This window comes from Pseudomonas sp. F007, from assembly GCF_057814275.1.
The window spans coordinates 506,380-524,009 of record NZ_JBVATA010000002.1; the positions used below are offsets into that span (position 1 = coordinate 506,380).

Below are 17,630 nucleotides of genomic sequence, written 5' to 3' on the forward strand. Positions count from 1 at the left end.
CTTATGTATTACGGGGAAAGATTCAACGCCTGGACGCATTTGCTGGGGGCGGTCGCGGCGTTTGTCGGTGCGGTGTGGCTGTTGGTGGTTGCCAGCTTCGACGGCAGTCCCTGGAAGATCGTCAGCGTGGCGATCTACGGTGTGACCCTGCTGGCGCTGTACAGCGTTTCCACGGTCTATCACAGCGTGCGCGGGCGGACGAAGAAGATCATGCAGAAGGTCGATCACCTGTCGATCTACCTGCTGATCGCCGGCAGCTACACACCTTTTTGCCTGGTGACTTTGCGCGGTCCGTGGGGCTGGACCCTGTTCGGCATCGTCTGGGGGCTGGCGGTGATCGGCATGCTGCAAGAGATCAAGCCGCGCAGCGAGGCGCGGATCCTGTCGATCGTGATTTATGCGGTGATGGGCTGGATCGTGCTGGTGGCGGTCAAGCCGTTGCTGGCCGCGCTGGGCACAGCGGGGTTCGCCTGGCTGGCGGCGGGCGGGGTGTTTTATACCGTCGGCATCATTTTCTTCGCCCTCGACAGCCGCCTGCGTCACGCCCATGGCATCTGGCACCTGTTTGTGATCACCGGCAGCGTCCTGCACTTCGTGGCGATTCTGTTCTACGTGTTGTAGACCCGATCCAGTTGCTCGCGGGCGCGGCGGCTGAAAATCGTCAGCAGCGCGCTGACGGTGTGTGGCGGTGGTTCGCTGGCACGGGTGACCGCATACAAGGTGATCGGCAGCGGCGGTGCCAGCGGGCGGATGGCGGTGCTGTCCGGTGCGGCACCGAGGGCGGTGAACGGATCGATGACCGCCAGCCCGGCACCGGATTCGACCATTGCCCGCGCCAGCGAATAGGTCTGCACCGCGATGCTCACCCGTGGCGGCGGTTCCACGGTCTTGAGGTAGCTGTCGAGCCGAGCTGACAGCGGGTCGGCGCTGGACAGGCCAATCAACGGCGCATCCGCCAGGGCCTGCAGCGGCAATGGCTTGCCTTGTTCGTCGTCGGGCCAGAACCCCTTGGGCGCCAACGCCACCAGCACGCCGCTGGCCAATGCCTCGGCCTTCAGGCCCGGATGGTCCGGGCGTTGCAGGGTCAGGGCGACATCGATTTCGCGCATCAGCAGGTTCTGCATCAGTTCACGGCTGTGGGCGCTGGCCAGTTCGCAGGCGATGTCCGGATAACCCTGGGTCCACTCATGAATCGCCGGCGGCAGCAGCGACAGGGCCAGTGCGGGAGTTGCGCCAATCCGCAGGCTGTGGCCCGGTTCGCGGCGCAGGCTCTGGGCCAGGCGCCGCACGCCTTGCAGGCTCTCGGTGACCTTGTCCACTTCGCGCTCCAGTTCCAGCGCTTCAGGGGTGGCCTGGAGCTTGCCGCGTACTCGCAGGAACAATGGGAATCCCAGTTGCTGCTCGGCGTGTTGCAGGACCTTGGTCACGGCGGGTTGGGACACGTGCAACAACTGCGCGGCACCGCTGATCGAACCGGTCTGGCGGATGGCCTGGAAAATCTCGATGTGACGAAGGCGCATGGCGAGTCCATAACCTTTGTTTATGGGATGGCCATCTTTATTCATTGTTCGGCGCCTGTCACCTGGCTCTACCCTCGGTCCATGTCTCATCAACACTTAAGGACTGACATGGCTCAGCGTGTATGCATCATTGGCGGCGGCGTCATCGGCCTGGCAACGGCCTACGCCCTGGTGCGCGACGGCGTCGAGGTGACCCTGGTCGAGGCCCGTGATTCGCTGGGCAGCGAGACCAGTTTCGCCAACGGTGGCCAGTTGTCCTATCGCTATGTGGCGCCCTTGGCCGATGCCGGCGTGCCGTTGCAGGCGATCGGCTGGATGCTGCGCGGCGACTCGCCGCTCAAGCTGCGGCCGCGTTTCGATCCGGCGCAGTGGCGCTGGATGGCCTCGTTCCTGGGCGCTTGCCGGTCCTCGGTGAATCGCGCCAATGCTGCCCATTTGCTGCGCCTGGCGTTGTTCAGCCAGTCGACCCTGAACCACTGGCGCGAAGACGATGCGCTGGGGGAGTTCAACTGGCGGCGCAACGGCAAGCTGGTGACCTTCCGCGAGACCGCCAGCTTCGAGCACGCCCGCGCCGGGCTCGCCGATCCGCAGCAACAGCAGGTGCTGTCGGCCGCAGAGTGCGCGCAACTGGAGCCGGCGCTGGCCGATGCGCCCTTTGTCGGCGCCATCTACACCCCGGATGAAGAAGTCGGCGACTGCCACGCTTTTTGCCAACAGTTGGCCGCACGGCTGCGAGCTTCCGGCCGTTGCGAGTTCCGCCTGGGCCAGGCCGTGACTGCGATTCGCCATAACCAGGGCGCGGTGAGCGCAATCGAGTTGGGCGATGAGGTGCTGGCGGTCGAGCAACTGGTGATCGCCGCCGGCCACCGCAGCCCGTTGCTGGCCTTGCCCGGCCTCGACCTGCCGCTGTATCCGCTCAAGGGCTACAGCCTGACGGTGCCGATCGGTCCTGAACACCGCGCGCCCGAACTGAGCATCACCGACTACAACCGCAAGATCGTCTACGCGCGGATCGGCGAGCAGTTGCGGGTGGCGGCGATGGTCGACATCGTCGGCTTCGATGCCACGCTGGACCCCAAGCGCCTGGCCCTGATCAAGCGCCAGGCCCGCGATACCTTTGCCCAGGCCGGCGATTATGATGCGGCCGTCGAATGGGCCGGCATGCGCCCGGCAACTCCCAGCGGTGTGCCGCTGTTGGGCGCCACCGCTTATCGCAACCTGTGGCTGAACCTCGGCCATGGCGCGCTCGGTTTCACCCTGGCCTGTGGCAGTGCCCGGGTGCTCAGCGAACTGATTGGCCAGCGCCGGCCATCCATCGACCTGCAGGGTTTTACCCCCCGCGCAGCCTGAATTCCAATCCCTTAGAAGGACCTTGCGATGACCCTCACACGTCTCCACAGCAACCCACGTTTATCCGCTGCCGTGACCTATGGCGAACTGGTGTTCCTCTCCGGCCAGGTGCCGGGCGATGCAACCGACGCCGCCGGGCAGACCCGCGAGGTGCTGGCAAAAATCGACGCCCTGCTGGCCGAAGCCGGCAGCGACAAGGACCATCTGCTCAGCGCGACCATTTACCTGAAGGACATCGAGGCCGATTTTGCCGCGATGAATGACGTCTGGTCGGCCTGGTTGTCACCTGGCCAGGCACCGAGTCGCACCACCCTGCAGGCGCAGCTCGCACGCCCGCAGGTGCTGGTGGAAATCACCGTGATCGCGGCGCGCCGCTAAGCCATCGAACCCCTACAACGGAGAATAACAATGCAAAAAATCACGTTGCTCGGCTGCACCCTGAGCCTGTTGCTGGCTGCGCAGGTCCAGGCCAACGAAGCCCCGCTGGGGCCGACCCTGAGCAAAATCGCCGAGGCCAAGGGCATTACCCTGGGTTATCGCGATGCGTCGGTACCGTTTTCCTACGTCGGTGACCACACCGGTCAACCCATGGGCTATTCGGTGGACCTGGCCGGCAAAATCGTCGAGCGCATCGAGCAGAAACTGGCGACCGGACCGCTCAAGGTCAAATACAACCTGGTGACCTCGCAGACCCGCATTCCGCTGGTGCAGAACGGTACCGTCGACCTGGAATGTGGTTCGACCGGGGTGACTGCCGAGCGGCAGAAGCAGGTGGCGTTTTCCTATGGCTTTATCTACGTCAAAGGCCAGTTGCTGACCGCCAACGACAGCGGCATCAAGGGCTTTGCCGACCTGCGCGGGAAGAATGTAGTGACCACCGCCGGCACCACCAACGAGCGCTTCCTGAAGAGCTACAACCTGGACAACAAGCTGGACATGTTCGTGATCAGCGCCAAGGACCACGGCGAAGCCTTCCAGATGCTGCAATCGGGAAGGGCGGCGGCGTTCTACATGGACGACGCGTTGCTCTACGGCGAGCGTGCCAAGGCTCGCGATCCGCACAAGTGGGTGGTGGTGGGCGAAGAGCAATCGCGGGAAATCTACAGCTGCATGGTGCGCAAGGACGATCCGCAGTTCCTCGCGCTGGTCAACGGTGCCCTGGGCGACCTCTACAGCTCGGGCGAGATCAATGGCATCTACCAGCGCTGGTTCGAGCAGCCGATTCCGCCGAAGGGTTTGAACCTCGAGTTCCCGATGACCAGCGAACTCAAGGCAATCATCGCCAAACCCACCAGCGACCCGGTGCAATAACGTCTTAGAAGTCGCCCCACAGTTGCTGCGCCACCGCCAGTGCCACCACTGGCGCGGTTTCGGTGCGCAGCACCCGTGGGCCGAGGCGGGCGGCGTGGTAGCCGGCGGCCTGGGCCTGTTCCACTTCGTTGTCGTTCAAGCCGCCTTCCGGGCCGATCAGGAACGCCAGGGTCGCCGGTTTGGCATGGCTGACCATGGGCTCGGCCACCGGGTGCAGCACCAGCTTGAGTTCGGCCTGGGTCTGCTTGATCCAGTCCGCCAGCAGCAGCGGCGGATGAATAACCGGCACTGTCGAGCGCCCGCATTGTTCGCAGGCGCTGATTGCCACCTGGCGCCAGTGTTGCAGGCGCTTGTCGGCGCGTTCGTCCTTGAGCCGTACTTCGCAACGATCGCTGAAGATCGGCGTGATTTCACTCACCCCCAACTCGGTGGCCTTCTGAATCGCCCAGTCCATGCGCTCGCCCCGGGACAAACCCTGGCCGAGATGGATGTGCAGCGGCGATTCGACTTGCCCGGCAAAGCTTTCAGTCAGTGCCACGCGCACGTGTTTCTTGCCGACTTCGGCCAGGCTGCCGAGAAACTCCTGGCCTGAGCCGTCGAACACCTGCACGGCATCGCCCGGCGCCATGCGCAGCACCCGGCTGATGTAATGCGCCTGGGCCTCCGGTAACTCGTGTTCGCCGAGGCTCAGCGGGGCGTCGATAAAGAAGCGGGACAGTCTCATTCGGGTTCTCTGTTAAAAATGCTGGTGATCTATCTGTAGGAGCGAGCCTGCTCGCGAAAAACTCAAGGGCGCTGCGTACGTCCAGAATAAGCGCGTTATCGTTGACGTCCTTCGCGAGCAGGCTCGCTCCCACAGGAGGGCAATACCGCAAGAGGAAATCCCATTTTGGCCCCTCTCAACCCGGATCACGAAACCCCGGGTGGAAATCCTTCGGTACCGCCACGCTGATCGAATCACGGGTAGCGATATCGATACCTTCGCTGGCCACTTCGGCGAGGAAGTCGATCTGCTCCGGGGTGATCACGTAAGGCGGCAGGAAATACACCACGCTGCCCAGCGGGCGCAACAGCGCACCGCGTTCCAGGGCGTGCTGAAACACTTTCAGGCCGCGACGCTCCTGCCAGGGGTAGGCTTCCTTGCTGGCCTTGTCCTTGACCATCTCGATCGCCAGCACCATGCCGGTCTGGCGCACCTCCGAGACGTTCGGGTGGTCGGCCAGGTGGGCGGTAGAAGAGGCCATGCGCTGGGCCAACGCCTGGTTGTTCTCGATCACCTTGTCCTGCTCGAAGATATCCAGGGTCGCCAAGGCTGCAGCACAGGCCAGCGGATTGCCGGTGTAGCTGTGGGAATGGAGAAAGGCGCGCAGGGTCGGGTAATCATCGTAGAAGGCGCTGTACACCTCTTCGGTGGTGACGCAGGCCGCCAGTGGCAGATAGCCACCGGTCAGGGCCTTGGACAGGCAGAGGAAGTCCGGGCGGATGCCGGCCTGTTCGCAGGCAAACATCGTCCCGGTGCGGCCGAAACCGACGGCAATTTCATCGTGGATCAGGTGCACGCCGTAGCGGTCGCAGGCTTCGCGCAGCAGTTTGAGGTACACCGGGTGATACATGCGCATGCCGCCGGCGCCCTGGATCAGCGGCTCGACGATCACCGCCGCGACGTTGTCGTGGTTTTCCGCCAGGGTCTGCTCCATGGCCGCGAACATGTTGCGCGAGTGTTCTTCCCAGCTCATGCCCTCGGGACGCAGGTAGCAGTCCGGGCTCGGCACCTTGATAGTGTCCAGCAGCAGCGCCTTGTAGGTTTCGGTGAACAGCGGCACGTCGCCGACCGACATCGCGGCCATGGTTTCGCCGTGGTAGCTGTTGGTCAGGGTGACGAAGCGTTTCTTGTTCGGCTGGCCGCGGTTGAGCCAGTAGTGAAAACTCATTTTCAGCGCGACTTCGATGCAGGACGAACCGTTATCGGCGTAGAAGCACCGAGTCAGGCCTTCGGGGGTGATGTTCACCAGGCGCTCGGACAACTCGATCACCGGCTGATGGCTGAAGCCGGCGAGGATCACGTGTTCCAGTTGATCGACCTGGTCCTTGATGCGCTGGTTGATCCGCGGATTGGCATGGCCGAACACGTTGACCCACCAGGAACTGACCGCGTCGAGGTAGCGCTTGCCTTCGAAATCTTCCAGCCACACACCTTCGCCGCGCTTGATCGGGATCAGCGGCAGTTGTTCGTGGTCTTTCATCTGGGTGCAGGGATGCCACAGCACCGCGAGATCGCGCTGCATCCACTGATTATTCAAGCCCATGTTCATTCTCCTCGAGACGGCGCGCTGGTTTCGCGGGCAAACGGTCGCGCAAGCCTATGCAATGAAAGGGGTGCGGACAACCCATTGTGGTTTTTCAGCCGTCTGAATTGACGAGAAATCTGTGAGCGGGGGCACGCGGGTGGCTGTATAGAGGACTAATCTGATTCGCGGTTAATCTTTCCTTAACCAACCCGATTCACACTCTTTATCGTTTTTCTCGATATTTCAAAGCGAAATTTTCGGCTTTAATTCGATAGATAACTCGATAGTCTTGGTCGCAGTTCTTACAGGATCTGAGCAATGCAGCTACGTAACTCTACCTCCCGCTACGGTTGGGTCAGCATTTTCATGCACTGGGGCGTCGCCCTGGCAGTGGTTGGTCTGTTTGCCCTGGGCTTGTGGATGGTCGGTCTGGACTACTACAGCACCTGGCGCAAAGACGCGCCGGACCTGCACAAGAGCATTGGCCTGGTGTTGTTCGCGGTGATGTTGCTGCGGGTGATCTGGCGTTTTATCAGCCCACCGCCACCAACGCTTACCAGCTACGACCGCCTGACGCGCATCGGCGCCAAGTTGGGTCACGGATTTTTGTACATCGGTTTGTTCGCTGTAATGATTGCCGGTTACCTGATTTCCACCGCAGACGGTGTCGGAATTCCGGTGTTTGGCTTGTTCGAAGTACCTGCACTGGTTTCCGGGCTACCGGACCAGGCAGATGTGGCCGGTGTGATTCATCTGTACCTGGCCTGGGCGCTGGTGATTTTCTCCGGCCTCCATGCGTTGGCAGCACTGAAGCACCACTTTATCGACCGTGATGTGACCCTGAAGCGAATGCTCGGTCGCAAAGCCTGAAATTCAACCTCGACTCCAAGGAATAGAAAGCATGTTGAAAAAATCTCTCGCCGCTCTGGCAATCGGTTCTGCACTGTTGTCGGCCAACGTGATGGCCGCTGACTACGTGGTCGACAAGGAAGGCCAGCACGCCTTCGTCGACTTCAAGATCAGCCACCTGGGCTACAGCTACATCACCGGTACCTTCAAGGACATCGACGGCAAGTTCAGCTTCGACGCTGCCAAGCCGGAAGACAGCAAGATCGAGTTCAACGTCAACACTGCGAGCGTGTTCACCAACCACGCCGAGCGCGACAAGCACATTGCCAGCGCTGACTTCCTGAACGCGAGCAAATTCGGCAAAGCGACCTTTGTTTCCACCAGCGTCAAATCCACCGGTGCCAACACCGCTGACGTGACCGGCGACCTGACCATCGCAGGCGTGACCAAACCAGTTGTGGTCAAGGCCACTTTCCTGGGTGAAGGCAAGGATCCATGGGGCGGCTACCGTGCCGGCTTCGAAGGCACTACCAGCATCAAGCGCTCCGATTTCGGCAAGCAGAAAGACCTGGGTCCAAAATCCGACGCCGTTGAACTGTATGTTTCGTTTGAAGGCGTGAAAGCGAAGTAATTTTCGCCGCGCACAGAAAAATGCCCCGCATCGAAAGATGCGGGGCATTTTTTATGGCGCTTTGAAAATCAGCGGTTGCGGGTCAGCAGCGCTGGTTTTTCACCACGTGGACGGCTCGGCAGTTGATCGAGCTGCTCAGGTGTCGGGAAGCGGTCAGACTTCGACTCCTTGTGGATGATCTTCGGTGCCGGGCCGCCGCGCGGGTTTTGCACGGCCGGTTCCTGGCGCGATTGATCGTCACGGGCTGGTCGACGGTTGCGCGAGTCTTCGCGACGACCGCCCTGGCCGTCACGCGCTGCACCACTGCGTGGACCGCTGCGCTTGGCTGCCGGGGTGCCAGTGGAGGCGCCGCCGCTGCTGTTGCGTGGATTACTCTGGCGACCTTGCGACTGACCGGTGCGTGCACCGCCACCCGCGCCAGCGCCTTGTGCCGGAGCACCTGGACGACGGCCACGGCCCTGGGCCGGTTTCTGCTGGGGCACGTAATCGACGCGGTTACCGAAGTTATCGACATCATCGTCGAGGAACTCGTCCGGTGCGCGGTCCGGCGCGGCAGCGCGTGGAGCAGGGCGCTGCTGTTCGCGGGCCGGGGTGCCTTCACGCGGCTTTTGCGCCTGGCGTTCGCCACGGCCGGCAGCCGGTTTCTCCTTGCCGCCCTTGTCCTTGCCCTTGTCCTTGCGACCGCCGCCACCGCCACCGCCGTTCGGACCGTCACCACGTGGGCCGCGGGCATTGCGCGGGTTGCGCACATCCGGACGCTCGCGAACTTCCGGCTTCTCGGCTTCGACGCTGCTGGCATCAAAACCCATCAGGTCGCCATCGGCGATCTTCTGCTTGGTCATGCGCTCGATGCTTTTCAGCAGTTTTTCTTCGTCAGGGGCGACCAGCGAGATCGCCTCGCCCGAACGACCGGCACGACCGGTACGGCCGATGCGGTGCACGTAGTCTTCATCGACGTTCGGCAGTTCGAAGTTGACCACGTGTGGCAGCTGGTCGATGTCCAGGCCGCGCGCCGCGATGTCGGTCGCGACGAGGATCCGCACACTACCGGCCTTGAAGTCGGCCAGGGCCTTGGTGCGGGCGTTCTGGCTCTTGTTGCCGTGGATCGCCACCGCGCTCAGGCCGTGCTTGTCGAGGTACTCGGCCAGGCGGTTGGCGCCGTGCTTGGTGCGGGTGAATACCAGCACCTGTTCCCAGGCGCCCGCGGTGATCAGGTGCGCCAGCAGCGAGCGCTTGTGGCTCGCCGGCAGGCGGAACACGCGCTGCTCGATACGCTCGACCGTGGTGTTCGGCGGCGTGACTTCGATGCGCTCGGGGTTGTGCAGCAGCTTGCCGGCCAGGTCGGTGATGTCCTTGGAGAACGTCGCCGAGAACAACAGGTTCTGGCGCTTGGCCGGCAGGCGGGCGAGGACCTTTTTCACGTCATGGACGAAACCCATGTCGAGCATGCGGTCGGCTTCGTCGAGCACGAGGATTTCCACGTGGGACAGATCGACGCTGCCCTGGCCGGCCAGGTCGAGCAAACGACCCGGGCAGGCGACCAGTACGTCGACACCACGGGCCATGGCCTGGACCTGCGGGTTCATGCCAACACCGCCGAAGATGCAGGCGCTGACGAACTTCAGGTCGCGGGCATACAGCTTGAAGCTGTCGTGCACCTGGGCGGCCAGTTCGCGAGTCGGGGTCAGGACCAGTACCCGCGGCTGGCGTGGGCCATGGCGCTGGGATTTGTCCGGGTGACCGTTGGGGAACAGGCGCTCGAGGATCGGCAGGGCGAAACCGCCGGTTTTACCAGTACCTGTCTGTGCCGCAACCATCAAGTCGCGACCTTGCAACACGGCGGGAATGGCCCGCTGTTGCACCGGAGTAGGCTGGGTGTAGCCGGCGGCTTCGATGGCGCCGACTAAAGCCTCGGAGAGACCGAGGGAAGCAAAGGACATGAGTAATCCTGTTTTTAGTTAGGGCTTGGCCCAATGGGATAGTCTTGCCTGGCGCGAGTGGCATTAAAGAGAAGCGCAATCGCGTCCGGTCCTGCTGGGTGCCGCGGGCTCATCTGCGAGTGCTCGCGCGGGCTGAAAGCTGCGCTGTAGCGATGTCGAGAGGCGATGTGCGGTGCCGAGCGTCCGGGCGTAAGCCTGGCGGGAAGGCCGGAGTATAACAGAGCAATCACTGTGCGCTGCGTTCCTGCTGCTCAACGGCCTTTTCTTCACCGGCCGAAGGCGTGGCCAGGGCCATGCCAGGAGCAGGTGCAGCACCATAACGAGCGCTGAGCTGGGCGTAGGCCGGTTCACGCTTGAAGCGTTTGAGTTCGGCGCCGAAGCGCTGTATCAGCAGGTCCATGCCGGCATTGCGGCGCACCGCGAGAAACTGGCTCTGCTGGCTGATCACGGTGGGGCTTTCGCTGATCTGCCCGCGCAGGCTCAGGCTGTCGAGCAGGGTCTGGCCGACCCGGCGATCAGTGATCAGCAGGTCAATGCGTCCCAGCGCCAGCTTGCCGAAATTGGCTTCGTGGGTCGGCGCAGGTTCGCGGGTGAACAGCGTCGATTGACGAAAATCCTCGCTGTACAGGTAGCCGGGCGAGGTGCCGATGGTCAGGCCGCGCAGGTCTTCGAGGGTCTTGAACGGGTGGGGCCGGGCGTTGGCGTAGAACATCACGAACTCGACCTGGGACAGGGGTTCGCTGGGATAGAGCAGGGTGGCGTCGCGCTCATCGCTGTGAAAGATGTCCAGCACGCCATCGGCAAGCCCCTGGTCGAGCATGGCCAGGCAGCGTTTCCACGGCAGGAATTGCCATTGCACCTCGATCCCCAGGCGCTGGAAGACAATCGCCGTTGTTTCGTAGTCCAGCCCGCGAGCCTGGCCATTCTCCTCGTAGACGTAAGGCGCCCAGGGCTCGGTGACAATCCGCAGTTTTTCCGCCCGGGCAGCGAAGCTCAGGCAAGCAAGAAGCACGGCTGTCAGTAATTGGGCAATGACGGGCATTGCTGGAGATTACGACGAGTGGCGGGCAAATAGCTAGAGGCGGTCTAGCCCGAGGCTTAGTCGCCTTTTGCCTGCATCAGGTGTAGGTAGATGGCTCTTCGCCGCTTGCCAAGTACCAGCCGGTTGATCGGGTGGTTGAACCAGCGTTCGAGCTGGTCGCCTTTGAGCGGTCGCTTCAGGCGTTTTTCCACATTGGCATGGGCTTTTTCCCACCAGACCGGGGTACAGGCCTGATCGAACGGGTTGGGGTGGCGATAGCAGCCGTAGAGAATCTCGCGCATGAACTGGCGTTGTTCGCGTGGCAGGGCCAGGGTCACGACTTTGTAGGCAAAGCGTTGCAGGGTCGGCGGGCGTGGCAGGGTCGCGGTGACCAGGGCGGTTTCATCCTGGGCCAGAGTGCTGGTCGGGTTGCTCCGGTGTTTATCCAGCCAGGCGTTGATCTTGGCGCGAAACAGCTCCTTGCGGCTCCAGTAATGGTGGATCAGGTCCGGGCATTCGCGCACCTGCAGGGTGCGATAGGACGCCAGCGACAGGCAGAACTCTTCCAGGGTGTAGGCGCCCTGGGCCAGGGGATACAACTCGTCCATCAGCGCCAGTGAGCGCTCGAGAATGTCGGCGTCCTGCTGGTACAGGCCAATCACCCCGGAATTGAGCATCGGCGTGCTGTCATCGGCCAGTTGCCGCTGCTGCAGGACCTCGGCCAGTGTCCGGTAGAGCAAGGTCTGCTTGTTGGCCCCATAGGCCGTGCCCAGGGTATTGCACAACAGGGTGCCGGGCTCGATGCGGCGGAACAGCTCCAGCGGCGAGCCGTGGAAGAAGGTATCGGTGTCGATCAGCAGCGCCAGCTCGGACTCTTTCATGACCTGCTGCATGACCGCGTGCTTGGCGCGGAAATGGTAGCCGTGGGGCGCGATCCAGCCTTGCCGGGTGCTTTCGTCGAACTCGCGAACCCGCACTGGCAGGTCGCGGTAGTGCTCCGGTTTGTCGGTGAAGACCTGGATATCGAGCGCTTGCCCCGGCGTCTTGCGCAAACCGGCCAGGGCGCTGGCAATGCTGAAGATCGCCTCCTGGTGGTAGGTGCAGGCCCCATAGACCAGATAAATCAGTTGGGGGGTCGGTGCTTGGCGTGAGGTCGACATCTACGGCGGTTTTCCGGTTGAGTGGCAAAAAAAAAGGCCCTGGGTTCGCCAGGGCCTTTGTTCTGACACTACCGTCAGCGCGGTAGTTTCAGGTTGTTCCAGACAGCGAGGCTTGGTTCAGCCTGGTTCAGGGTATAGAAATGCAGCCCCGGTGCACCGCCTTGCAACAAACGTTCACACATCTCTGTGATCACCTGCTCGCCGAAACCCTGAATGCTCGAGGTGTCGTCGCCGTAGGCTTCCAGTTGCTTGCGGATCCAGCGCGGGATTTCCGCACCGCAGGCATCGGAGAAGCGCGCCAGCTTGCTGTAGTTGGTGATCGGCATGATGCCCGGCACGATCGGGATGTTCACACCCAGTGCCCGCACACGCTCGACGAAGTAGAAGTAGCTGTCGGCATTGAAGAAGTACTGGGTGATCGCACTGTCGGCGCCGGCGTTGGCCTTGCGCACGAAGTTGTTGAGATCGTCCTCGAAATTGCGCGCTTGTGGGTGCATTTCCGGGTAAGCAGCGACTTCGATGTGGAAATGATCGCCGGTTTCTTCACGGATGAATTCAACCAGGTCATTGGCGTGGCGCAGTTCACCGCTGGCCATGCCCATGCCCGAAGGCAGGTCACCGCGCAGGGCGACGATGCGGGTAATCCCGGCCGCCTTGTATTGGCTCAGCAGGCCGCGCAGGTCAGCCTTGCTGTCGCCGACGCACGACAGGTGCGGGGCGGCAGGTACTTTCACTTCGCTTTCAAGCTGTAACACGGTGTTGATCGTGCGATCCCGGGTCGAGCCGCCTGCGCCGTAGGTGCAGGAGAAGAAGTCAGGGTTATAGGTGGCCAGCTGACGAGCAGTGGCGAGCAGCTTTTCATGCCCAGCGTCGGTCTTGGTAGGGAAGAACTCGAAGCTGTAGCGACGATCTTGGGACATGGTCATATCCTTGGAAACTCGAGAGCCAAACGGTGTGTCCGTCACAACGCCTTCGCTGGCAAGCCAGCTCCTACAAATGCGACGTGCAATCTGTAGGAGCTGGCTTGCCAGCGAATCAGACAACACGGTGCGCCGGGCACACCGTGTTGTCTGCCAAGAATCAGTAGCGGTAAGCGTGCGGCTTGAACGGACCTTCAACCGTCACGCCGATGTAGTCGGCCTGGGTCTTGGTCAGTTGAGTCACGACGCCGCCGAAACCGCGGACCATTTCCAGGGCCACTTCTTCGTCGAGTTTCTTCGGCAGTACTTCAACGGTCAGGCGCTCGGCTTTCTGGGCTGGCGACAGGTCGGCGTACTTCTGTTCGAACAGGAAGATCTGCGCCAGCACCTGGTTGGCGAACGAACCGTCCATGATGCGGCTTGGGTGACCGGTGGCGTTGCCCAGGTTTACCAGACGGCCTTCGGCCAGCAGAATCAGGTAGTCATCGTTCTGCGGGTCGAAATCGCCAGCGCCGGTACGGTGGATCTTGTGCACCTGCGGCTTCACTTCTTCCCATGCCCAGTTCTTGCGCATGAAAGCGGTGTCGATTTCGTTGTCGAAGTGACCGATGTTGCAGACCACGGCGCGCTTTTTCAGGGCCTTGAGCATGTTGGCGTCGCAGACATTGACGTTGCCGGTGGTGGTCACGATCAGGTCGATCTTGCCCAGCAGGGCTTTGTCGATGCTCGCTTCGGTGCCGGTGTTGATGCCGTCGATGAATGGCGAAACCAGTTCGAAGCCGTCCATGCAGGCTTGCATGGCGCAGATCGGGTCAACTTCGGACACCTTGACGATCATGCCTTCCTGACGCAGGGACTGGGCCGAACCCTTGCCCACGTCACCGTAGCCGATGACCAGCGCTTGCTTGCCGGACAGCAGGTGGTCGGTACCGCGCTTGATCGCATCGTTCAGGCTGTGACGGCAGCCGTACTTGTTGTCGTTCTTGGACTTGGTTACCGAGTCGTTGACGTTGATGGCCGGGATGCGCAGTTCGCCCTTGGCCAGCATGTCCAGCAGACGGTGTACGCCGGTGGTGGTTTCTTCGGTCACGCCGTGGACGCGATCCAGTACCTGTGGGTACTTCTTGTGCAGCAGCTCGGTCAGGTCGCCGCCATCGTCGAGGATCATGTTGGCATCCCAAGGCGCGCCATCTTTGAGGATGGTTTGCTCCAGGCACCACTCGTACTCCTGCTCGGTCTCACCTTTCCAGGCGAACACCGGGATGCCGGCAGCGGCGATGGACGCAGCGGCCTGGTCCTGAGTCGAGAAAATGTTGCAGGACGACCAGCGTACTTCGGCGCCCAGGGCAACCAGGGTTTCGATCAGCACGGCAGTCTGAATGGTCATGTGGATGCAGCCGAGGATCTTCGCGCCTTTGAGCGGCTGCTCACCGGCGTATTTGCGACGCAGACCCATCAGGGCCGGCATTTCCGACTCGGCGATAATGGTTTCGCGACGGCCCCAGGCGGCCAGGGACATGTCGGCGACTTTGTAGTCGGTGAAATCTGCAGGCGTGTTGACAGCGCTCATGAAGAGCCTCCATTCGTAATGTATGCGAATGGGCGCCGTTGTGCGTTTAGTGTCCGGCCCAATTAGGCCAGGCAACGCCCCATCCGAGCCTGACAGGTCTAGCCTGCTGCAGCGCCCCTCGGACAGGTGGCGGGAAAACGGTAACCGTCGAAGATGACCGTTTTGAAACGGAGGCGATTATAGCGGGCCGGGCGGATCTGCCAAAGGGTTTCTGTCGGCTGGTTGATTATCTTGATCGAGACCATAGTCGATGCAGCGTAGAGCTCTGCGCCGGGCTCTGCCATGATGGGCGGCATCCATCGGCAAGACCCTCAGGAGCGAATATGAATTTCCACACCCGCAAATGGGTAAAACCTGAAGACCTCAACCCCAACGGCACGCTGTTCGGCGGCAGCCTGTTGCGCTGGATCGATGAAGAAGCGGCGATCTACGCCATCGTGCAACTGGGCAACCAGCGCGTCGTCACCAAGTACATTTCCGAGATCAACTTTGTCAGCGCCTCGCGCCAGGGCGACATCATCGAACTGGGCATCACTGCCACCGAGTTCGGTCGCACCTCCATCACCCTGACCTGCGAAGTGCGCAACAAGATCACCCGCAAGAGCATCCTCACCGTCGAGAAAATGGTCTTCGTCAACCTCGGCGAAGACGGCCTGCCGGCGGCCCACGGGCGGACCGAGATCCGCTACGTCAAGGATCAGTTCCAGGACGGCACCGCCGTCGAGTAATTCATCCCCTGCGCAGTGAACAGCGGCGCACCCGGCGGGTCGTACCAGAATGACCACCCGGGTAGCGCAGCCAATGAGCACTGAAAAAGACGGCAAGACACCAAACCTGTCGGCGCAGGAAAAGCACGACGTCGACAAGAACCAGCCGCCACGCGCGGCCGTTCTGCACGAAATCATCCGCACCCAGGGCGATCAGGAACTGGAGCGCAGTGTCGCTGCGCTCTGGTGGTCCGCGCTGGCCGCCGGCCTGACCATGGGGCTGTCGCTGATGGCCATGGGGCTGCTCAACTCACGTTTGCCGGACGGCGAAGCGTTCAAAGTGATCGCGAGCTTCGGCTACTGCGCCGGCTTTCTTGCGGTGATCCTCGCGCGCCAGCAATTGTTCACCGAAAACACCCTGACCGCAGTGCTGCCGGTCATGACCAAATTCACCCTGGACAACCTCGGCCGGCTCTTGCGCCTGTGGAGCGTGGTGCTGGTGGGCAACCTGTGCGGCACCTTGCTGGTGGCCTACGTGATGTTGCACCTGCCGATCTTCGACAGCAAAACCGACCTGGCCTTTCTCGAAATCGGGCGCAAGGTCATGGAAAACGACGCCGGCAAAATGTTCGCCAAGGGCATCGTCTCGGGCTGGATGATCGCCACCATGGTCTGGATGATCCCCTCTATGGAAAGCGCCAAGATGTGGATCATCATCCTGATCACTTACCTGATGGCGCTGGGCGACTTCACCCACATTGTGGTTGGCTCGGCCGAAGTCTCGTACCTGGTGTTTGCCGGCGAGTTGTCCTGGGCGGACTTCTGGCTGGTGTTCGCCGGGCCGACGCTGGGCGGCAATATCGTCGGCGGCAGCTTCATCTTTGCGTTGCTCAGTCACGCCCAGGTACGCAGCGAAAGCGGGCCGCCGAAGCAGCCCGCGCAGCCGTCACGCACCGCTGATCAGTGATGCCCGGCCGGTGCCGCCGGCGCCGTTTCATCACGGGTCACGTGCTTGACCAGCTTGCCGATGCTCAGGCCCTGCAACAGGATCGACGACAACACCACGATATAGGTGATGCTCAGCAGCAGGTCGCGCTCCGGGCCCAGCGGCAGGGCCAGGGCCAATGCCACTGATACGCCGCCGCGCAAACCGCCCCAGGTGAGGATGCGGATGGTGCCGCGTGGCACCGTGCGCCAGCGCCGCAGCAGGACGATGGCCGGCGCCACCGTCAGCAGGCGCGACAGCAGGATCGCCAGCGCCAGCAGACTGGCCGCCAGCAAGTGCATCCAACTGAACGGCAGCAGCAACAATTCCATGCCGATCAGGGCGAACAGCAGGGCGTTGAGCATGTCGTCGAGCAGCTCCCAGAAGCCGTCCAGGTATTTGCGCGTCATGTCGTTCATCGCCAGGTTGCGCCCCAGGTTGCCGATGATCAGGCCGGCGACCACCATCGCGATGGGCGCCGAGACATGCAACTCGGACGCCATGGCCGAGCCGCCGATCACCAGTGCCAGGGTCAGCATCACCTCGATCTGGTGCTGCTCGATGCTCTTGATCATCAGGTACACCAGATAGCCAATCAGCCCGCCAAACACCACGCCGCCCAGGGCTTCGTGGGCGAACAGCAGGGCGGTCGCGCCGACGGTCGGGGTTTCGCCGAGTTGGGCGATGCCCAGCAGCACGGTGAACACCACCACCGCGGTGCCGTCGTTGAACAGCGATTCGCCGACGATGGTGGTCTTCAGCGGCTTGGAAGCGTTGGCGGTACGCAATACACCAAGCACCGCAATCGGGTCGGTGGGCGAGATCAGCGCGCCGAACAGCAGGCAATAGAGGAAGCTGACGTGCCAGCCGAACAGGGCAAAGATGTAATAGGCCAGGCTGCCGATGACCACCGTGGCGATCAACACGCCGAAGGTCGCCAGCAGGCCGATGGGCCAACGGTAGCTGCGCAGGTCATTGAGGTTGACGTGCAGGGCGCCGGCGAACAGCAGGAAGGACAACATCCAGTTCATCAGCAGATCGCCGAAGTCGATCTGGCCGATCAGTTGTTCCACGCGTTCTTCCAGGCCGGGATAGCCGATCAGGCTGAGGCCCTGCAACAACAGGGAAAACAGCAGTGCGGTGACCATTACGCCGATGGTCGGCGGCAGGCCGATGAAGCGGAAATTGACGAAGGTCAGCAGGGTGGTGAGGCAGATAAAGGCAGCGACAAGCTCAAGCATCCGGGGTCTCGGGGCAGGGGGTGATAAGGGTGTCCGGCACATTCTGGTAGCGGACGGGAAGGGGGGTGTTGACTCTCGCAAATGGGATGGGTTCCCTGACACTTGCGCGTGCTCTGGCCTGTTTCAGGCTGCAAATG

Annotated in this window: 17 protein-coding genes and 1 riboswitch; of the genes, 8 read left to right on the forward strand and 9 right to left on the reverse strand. The window is 62.1% G+C overall.

Features of this window, described 5'->3' with window-relative positions; all coding sequences use genetic code 11:
- Positions 1-3: 3 nt before the first annotated feature.
- Positions 4-621: a PAQR family membrane homeostasis protein TrhA gene (trhA, locus tag ACZYR5_RS06550; protein ID WP_489088658.1), complete on the forward strand. Its 618-nt coding sequence runs from the start codon at positions 4-6 to the stop codon at positions 619-621.
- Here trhA and ACZYR5_RS06555 read toward each other — a convergent pair.
- Positions 609-1,520, reverse strand: coding sequence for a LysR family transcriptional regulator (locus ACZYR5_RS06555; protein WP_489088657.1), 912 nt, complete (start codon positions 1,518-1,520; stop codon positions 609-611). The two genes, trhA and ACZYR5_RS06555, sit on opposite strands and share 13 nt — an antisense overlap.
- Positions 1,521-1,628: 108 nt before the next feature.
- Here ACZYR5_RS06555 and ACZYR5_RS06560 point away from each other — a divergent pair, with 108 nt between their 5' ends.
- From ACZYR5_RS06560 to ACZYR5_RS06570, 3 genes are read left to right on the forward strand one after another with little or no spacing between them, the layout of a single operon-like run.
- Positions 1,629-2,870, forward strand: coding sequence for a D-amino acid dehydrogenase (locus ACZYR5_RS06560; RefSeq protein ID WP_489088656.1), 1,242 nt, complete (start codon positions 1,629-1,631; stop codon positions 2,868-2,870).
- A gap of 27 nt (positions 2,871-2,897) precedes the next feature.
- Positions 2,898-3,248 carry a RidA family protein gene (locus tag ACZYR5_RS06565; protein WP_489088655.1) on the forward strand — a complete coding sequence of 117 codons (351 nt, stop codon included), beginning with the start codon at positions 2,898-2,900 and terminating at the stop codon, positions 3,246-3,248.
- 30 nt (positions 3,249-3,278) lie between these two features.
- A complete protein-coding gene (locus tag ACZYR5_RS06570; RefSeq protein ID WP_489088654.1) occupies positions 3,279-4,181 on the forward strand; it encodes a transporter substrate-binding domain-containing protein in 903 nt (300 codons plus the stop codon).
- A 4-nt stretch (positions 4,182-4,185) separates the two neighbouring features.
- Here the strand turns inward: ACZYR5_RS06570 and ACZYR5_RS06575 are convergent, their stop codons facing one another.
- A complete protein-coding gene (locus tag ACZYR5_RS06575) occupies positions 4,186-4,905 on the reverse strand; it encodes a 16S rRNA (uracil(1498)-N(3))-methyltransferase (protein ID WP_489088653.1) in 720 nt (239 codons plus the stop codon).
- Between the two features lie 175 nt (positions 4,906-5,080).
- Positions 5,081-6,487, reverse strand: a complete 1,407-nt coding sequence (locus ACZYR5_RS06580) for an adenosylmethionine--8-amino-7-oxononanoate transaminase (protein WP_489088652.1) — start codon at positions 6,485-6,487, stop codon at positions 5,081-5,083.
- A gap of 300 nt (positions 6,488-6,787) precedes the next feature.
- On the opposite strand from ACZYR5_RS06580, the gene ACZYR5_RS06585 reads away from it, so the two are divergent.
- Both ACZYR5_RS06585 and ACZYR5_RS06590 read left to right on the forward strand, forming a co-directional pair.
- The gene (locus ACZYR5_RS06585; protein ID WP_489088651.1) at positions 6,788-7,339 is read left to right on the forward strand and encodes a cytochrome b; all 552 of its coding nucleotides are present in this window, start codon (positions 6,788-6,790) and stop codon (positions 7,337-7,339) included.
- A 31-nt stretch (positions 7,340-7,370) separates the two neighbouring features.
- Entirely contained in the window at positions 7,371-7,949 is a 579-nt protein-coding gene (locus ACZYR5_RS06590; protein ID WP_489088650.1) for a YceI family protein, read from the forward strand.
- A 68-nt stretch (positions 7,950-8,017) separates the two neighbouring features.
- Here the strand turns inward: ACZYR5_RS06590 and rhlE2 are convergent, their stop codons facing one another.
- The 5 genes from rhlE2 to ahcY form a co-directional block, all read right to left on the reverse strand.
- Positions 8,018-9,889, reverse strand: coding sequence for an RNA helicase RhlE2 (gene rhlE2 / locus ACZYR5_RS06595; protein ID WP_489088649.1), 1,872 nt, complete (start codon positions 9,887-9,889; stop codon positions 8,018-8,020).
- A 226-nt stretch (positions 9,890-10,115) separates the two neighbouring features.
- Positions 10,116-10,931: a substrate-binding periplasmic protein gene (locus ACZYR5_RS06600; protein ID WP_489088648.1), complete on the reverse strand. Its 816-nt coding sequence runs from the start codon at positions 10,929-10,931 to the stop codon at positions 10,116-10,118.
- A 56-nt stretch (positions 10,932-10,987) separates the two neighbouring features.
- A complete protein-coding gene (locus ACZYR5_RS06605) occupies positions 10,988-12,070 on the reverse strand; it encodes a hypothetical protein (RefSeq protein WP_489088647.1) in 1,083 nt (360 codons plus the stop codon).
- 74 nt (positions 12,071-12,144) lie between these two features.
- Entirely contained in the window at positions 12,145-12,990 is an 846-nt protein-coding gene (metF, locus tag ACZYR5_RS06610; protein WP_027617036.1) for a methylenetetrahydrofolate reductase [NAD(P)H], read from the reverse strand.
- Positions 12,991-13,150: 160 nt separating this feature from the next.
- On the reverse strand, positions 13,151-14,560 hold the full coding sequence (ahcY, locus tag ACZYR5_RS06615; protein WP_489088646.1) for an adenosylhomocysteinase: 1,410 nt from the start codon (positions 14,558-14,560) through the stop codon (positions 13,151-13,153).
- Between the two features lie 23 nt (positions 14,561-14,583).
- Positions 14,584-14,686: riboswitch (S-adenosyl-L-homocysteine riboswitch) on the reverse strand.
- Positions 14,687-14,883: 197 nt separating this feature from the next.
- Here ahcY and ACZYR5_RS06620 point away from each other — a divergent pair.
- Positions 14,884-15,288 carry an acyl-CoA thioesterase gene (locus ACZYR5_RS06620; protein ID WP_489088645.1) on the forward strand — a complete coding sequence of 135 codons (405 nt, stop codon included), beginning with the start codon at positions 14,884-14,886 and terminating at the stop codon, positions 15,286-15,288.
- A gap of 73 nt (positions 15,289-15,361) precedes the next feature.
- Positions 15,362-16,234, forward strand: a complete 873-nt coding sequence (locus ACZYR5_RS06625; protein WP_489088644.1) for a formate/nitrite transporter family protein — start codon at positions 15,362-15,364, stop codon at positions 16,232-16,234.
- Here ACZYR5_RS06625 and ACZYR5_RS06630 read toward each other — a convergent pair.
- Positions 16,228-17,493 carry a cation:proton antiporter gene (locus ACZYR5_RS06630; protein WP_489088643.1) on the reverse strand — a complete coding sequence of 422 codons (1,266 nt, stop codon included), beginning with the start codon at positions 17,491-17,493 and terminating at the stop codon, positions 16,228-16,230. The genes ACZYR5_RS06625 and ACZYR5_RS06630 overlap by 7 nt on opposite strands.
- Positions 17,494-17,630: the final 137 nt, after the last annotated feature.

Coding starts and splice junctions, on each gene's coding strand:
- ACZYR5_RS06625 (WP_489088644.1), top strand. CDS start 15,362: ATGAGCACTGAAAAAGACGGCAAGACACCAAACCTGTCGGCGCAGGAA.
- ACZYR5_RS06555 (WP_489088657.1), bottom strand. CDS start 1,520: ATGCGCCTTCGTCACATCGAGATTTTCCAGGCCATCCGCCAGACCGGT.
- ahcY (WP_489088646.1), bottom strand. CDS start 14,560: ATGAGCGCTGTCAACACGCCTGCAGATTTCACCGACTACAAAGTCGCC.
- ACZYR5_RS06590 (WP_489088650.1), top strand. CDS start 7,371: ATGTTGAAAAAATCTCTCGCCGCTCTGGCAATCGGTTCTGCACTGTTG.
- ACZYR5_RS06600 (WP_489088648.1), bottom strand. CDS start 10,931: ATGCCCGTCATTGCCCAATTACTGACAGCCGTGCTTCTTGCTTGCCTG.
- ACZYR5_RS06560 (WP_489088656.1), top strand. CDS start 1,629: ATGGCTCAGCGTGTATGCATCATTGGCGGCGGCGTCATCGGCCTGGCA.
- ACZYR5_RS06565 (WP_489088655.1), top strand. CDS start 2,898: ATGACCCTCACACGTCTCCACAGCAACCCACGTTTATCCGCTGCCGTG.
- trhA (WP_489088658.1), top strand. CDS start 4: ATGTATTACGGGGAAAGATTCAACGCCTGGACGCATTTGCTGGGGGCG.
- ACZYR5_RS06570 (WP_489088654.1), top strand. CDS start 3,279: ATGCAAAAAATCACGTTGCTCGGCTGCACCCTGAGCCTGTTGCTGGCT.
- ACZYR5_RS06630 (WP_489088643.1), bottom strand. CDS start 17,493: ATGCTTGAGCTTGTCGCTGCCTTTATCTGCCTCACCACCCTGCTGACC.
- ACZYR5_RS06575 (WP_489088653.1), bottom strand. CDS start 4,905: ATGAGACTGTCCCGCTTCTTTATCGACGCCCCGCTGAGCCTCGGCGAA.
- ACZYR5_RS06585 (WP_489088651.1), top strand. CDS start 6,788: ATGCAGCTACGTAACTCTACCTCCCGCTACGGTTGGGTCAGCATTTTC.
- ACZYR5_RS06620 (WP_489088645.1), top strand. CDS start 14,884: ATGAATTTCCACACCCGCAAATGGGTAAAACCTGAAGACCTCAACCCC.
- ACZYR5_RS06580 (WP_489088652.1), bottom strand. CDS start 6,487: ATGGGCTTGAATAATCAGTGGATGCAGCGCGATCTCGCGGTGCTGTGG.
- rhlE2 (WP_489088649.1), bottom strand. CDS start 9,889: ATGTCCTTTGCTTCCCTCGGTCTCTCCGAGGCTTTAGTCGGCGCCATC.
- metF (WP_027617036.1), bottom strand. CDS start 12,990: ATGTCCCAAGATCGTCGCTACAGCTTCGAGTTCTTCCCTACCAAGACC.
- ACZYR5_RS06605 (WP_489088647.1), bottom strand. CDS start 12,070: ATGTCGACCTCACGCCAAGCACCGACCCCCCAACTGATTTATCTGGTC.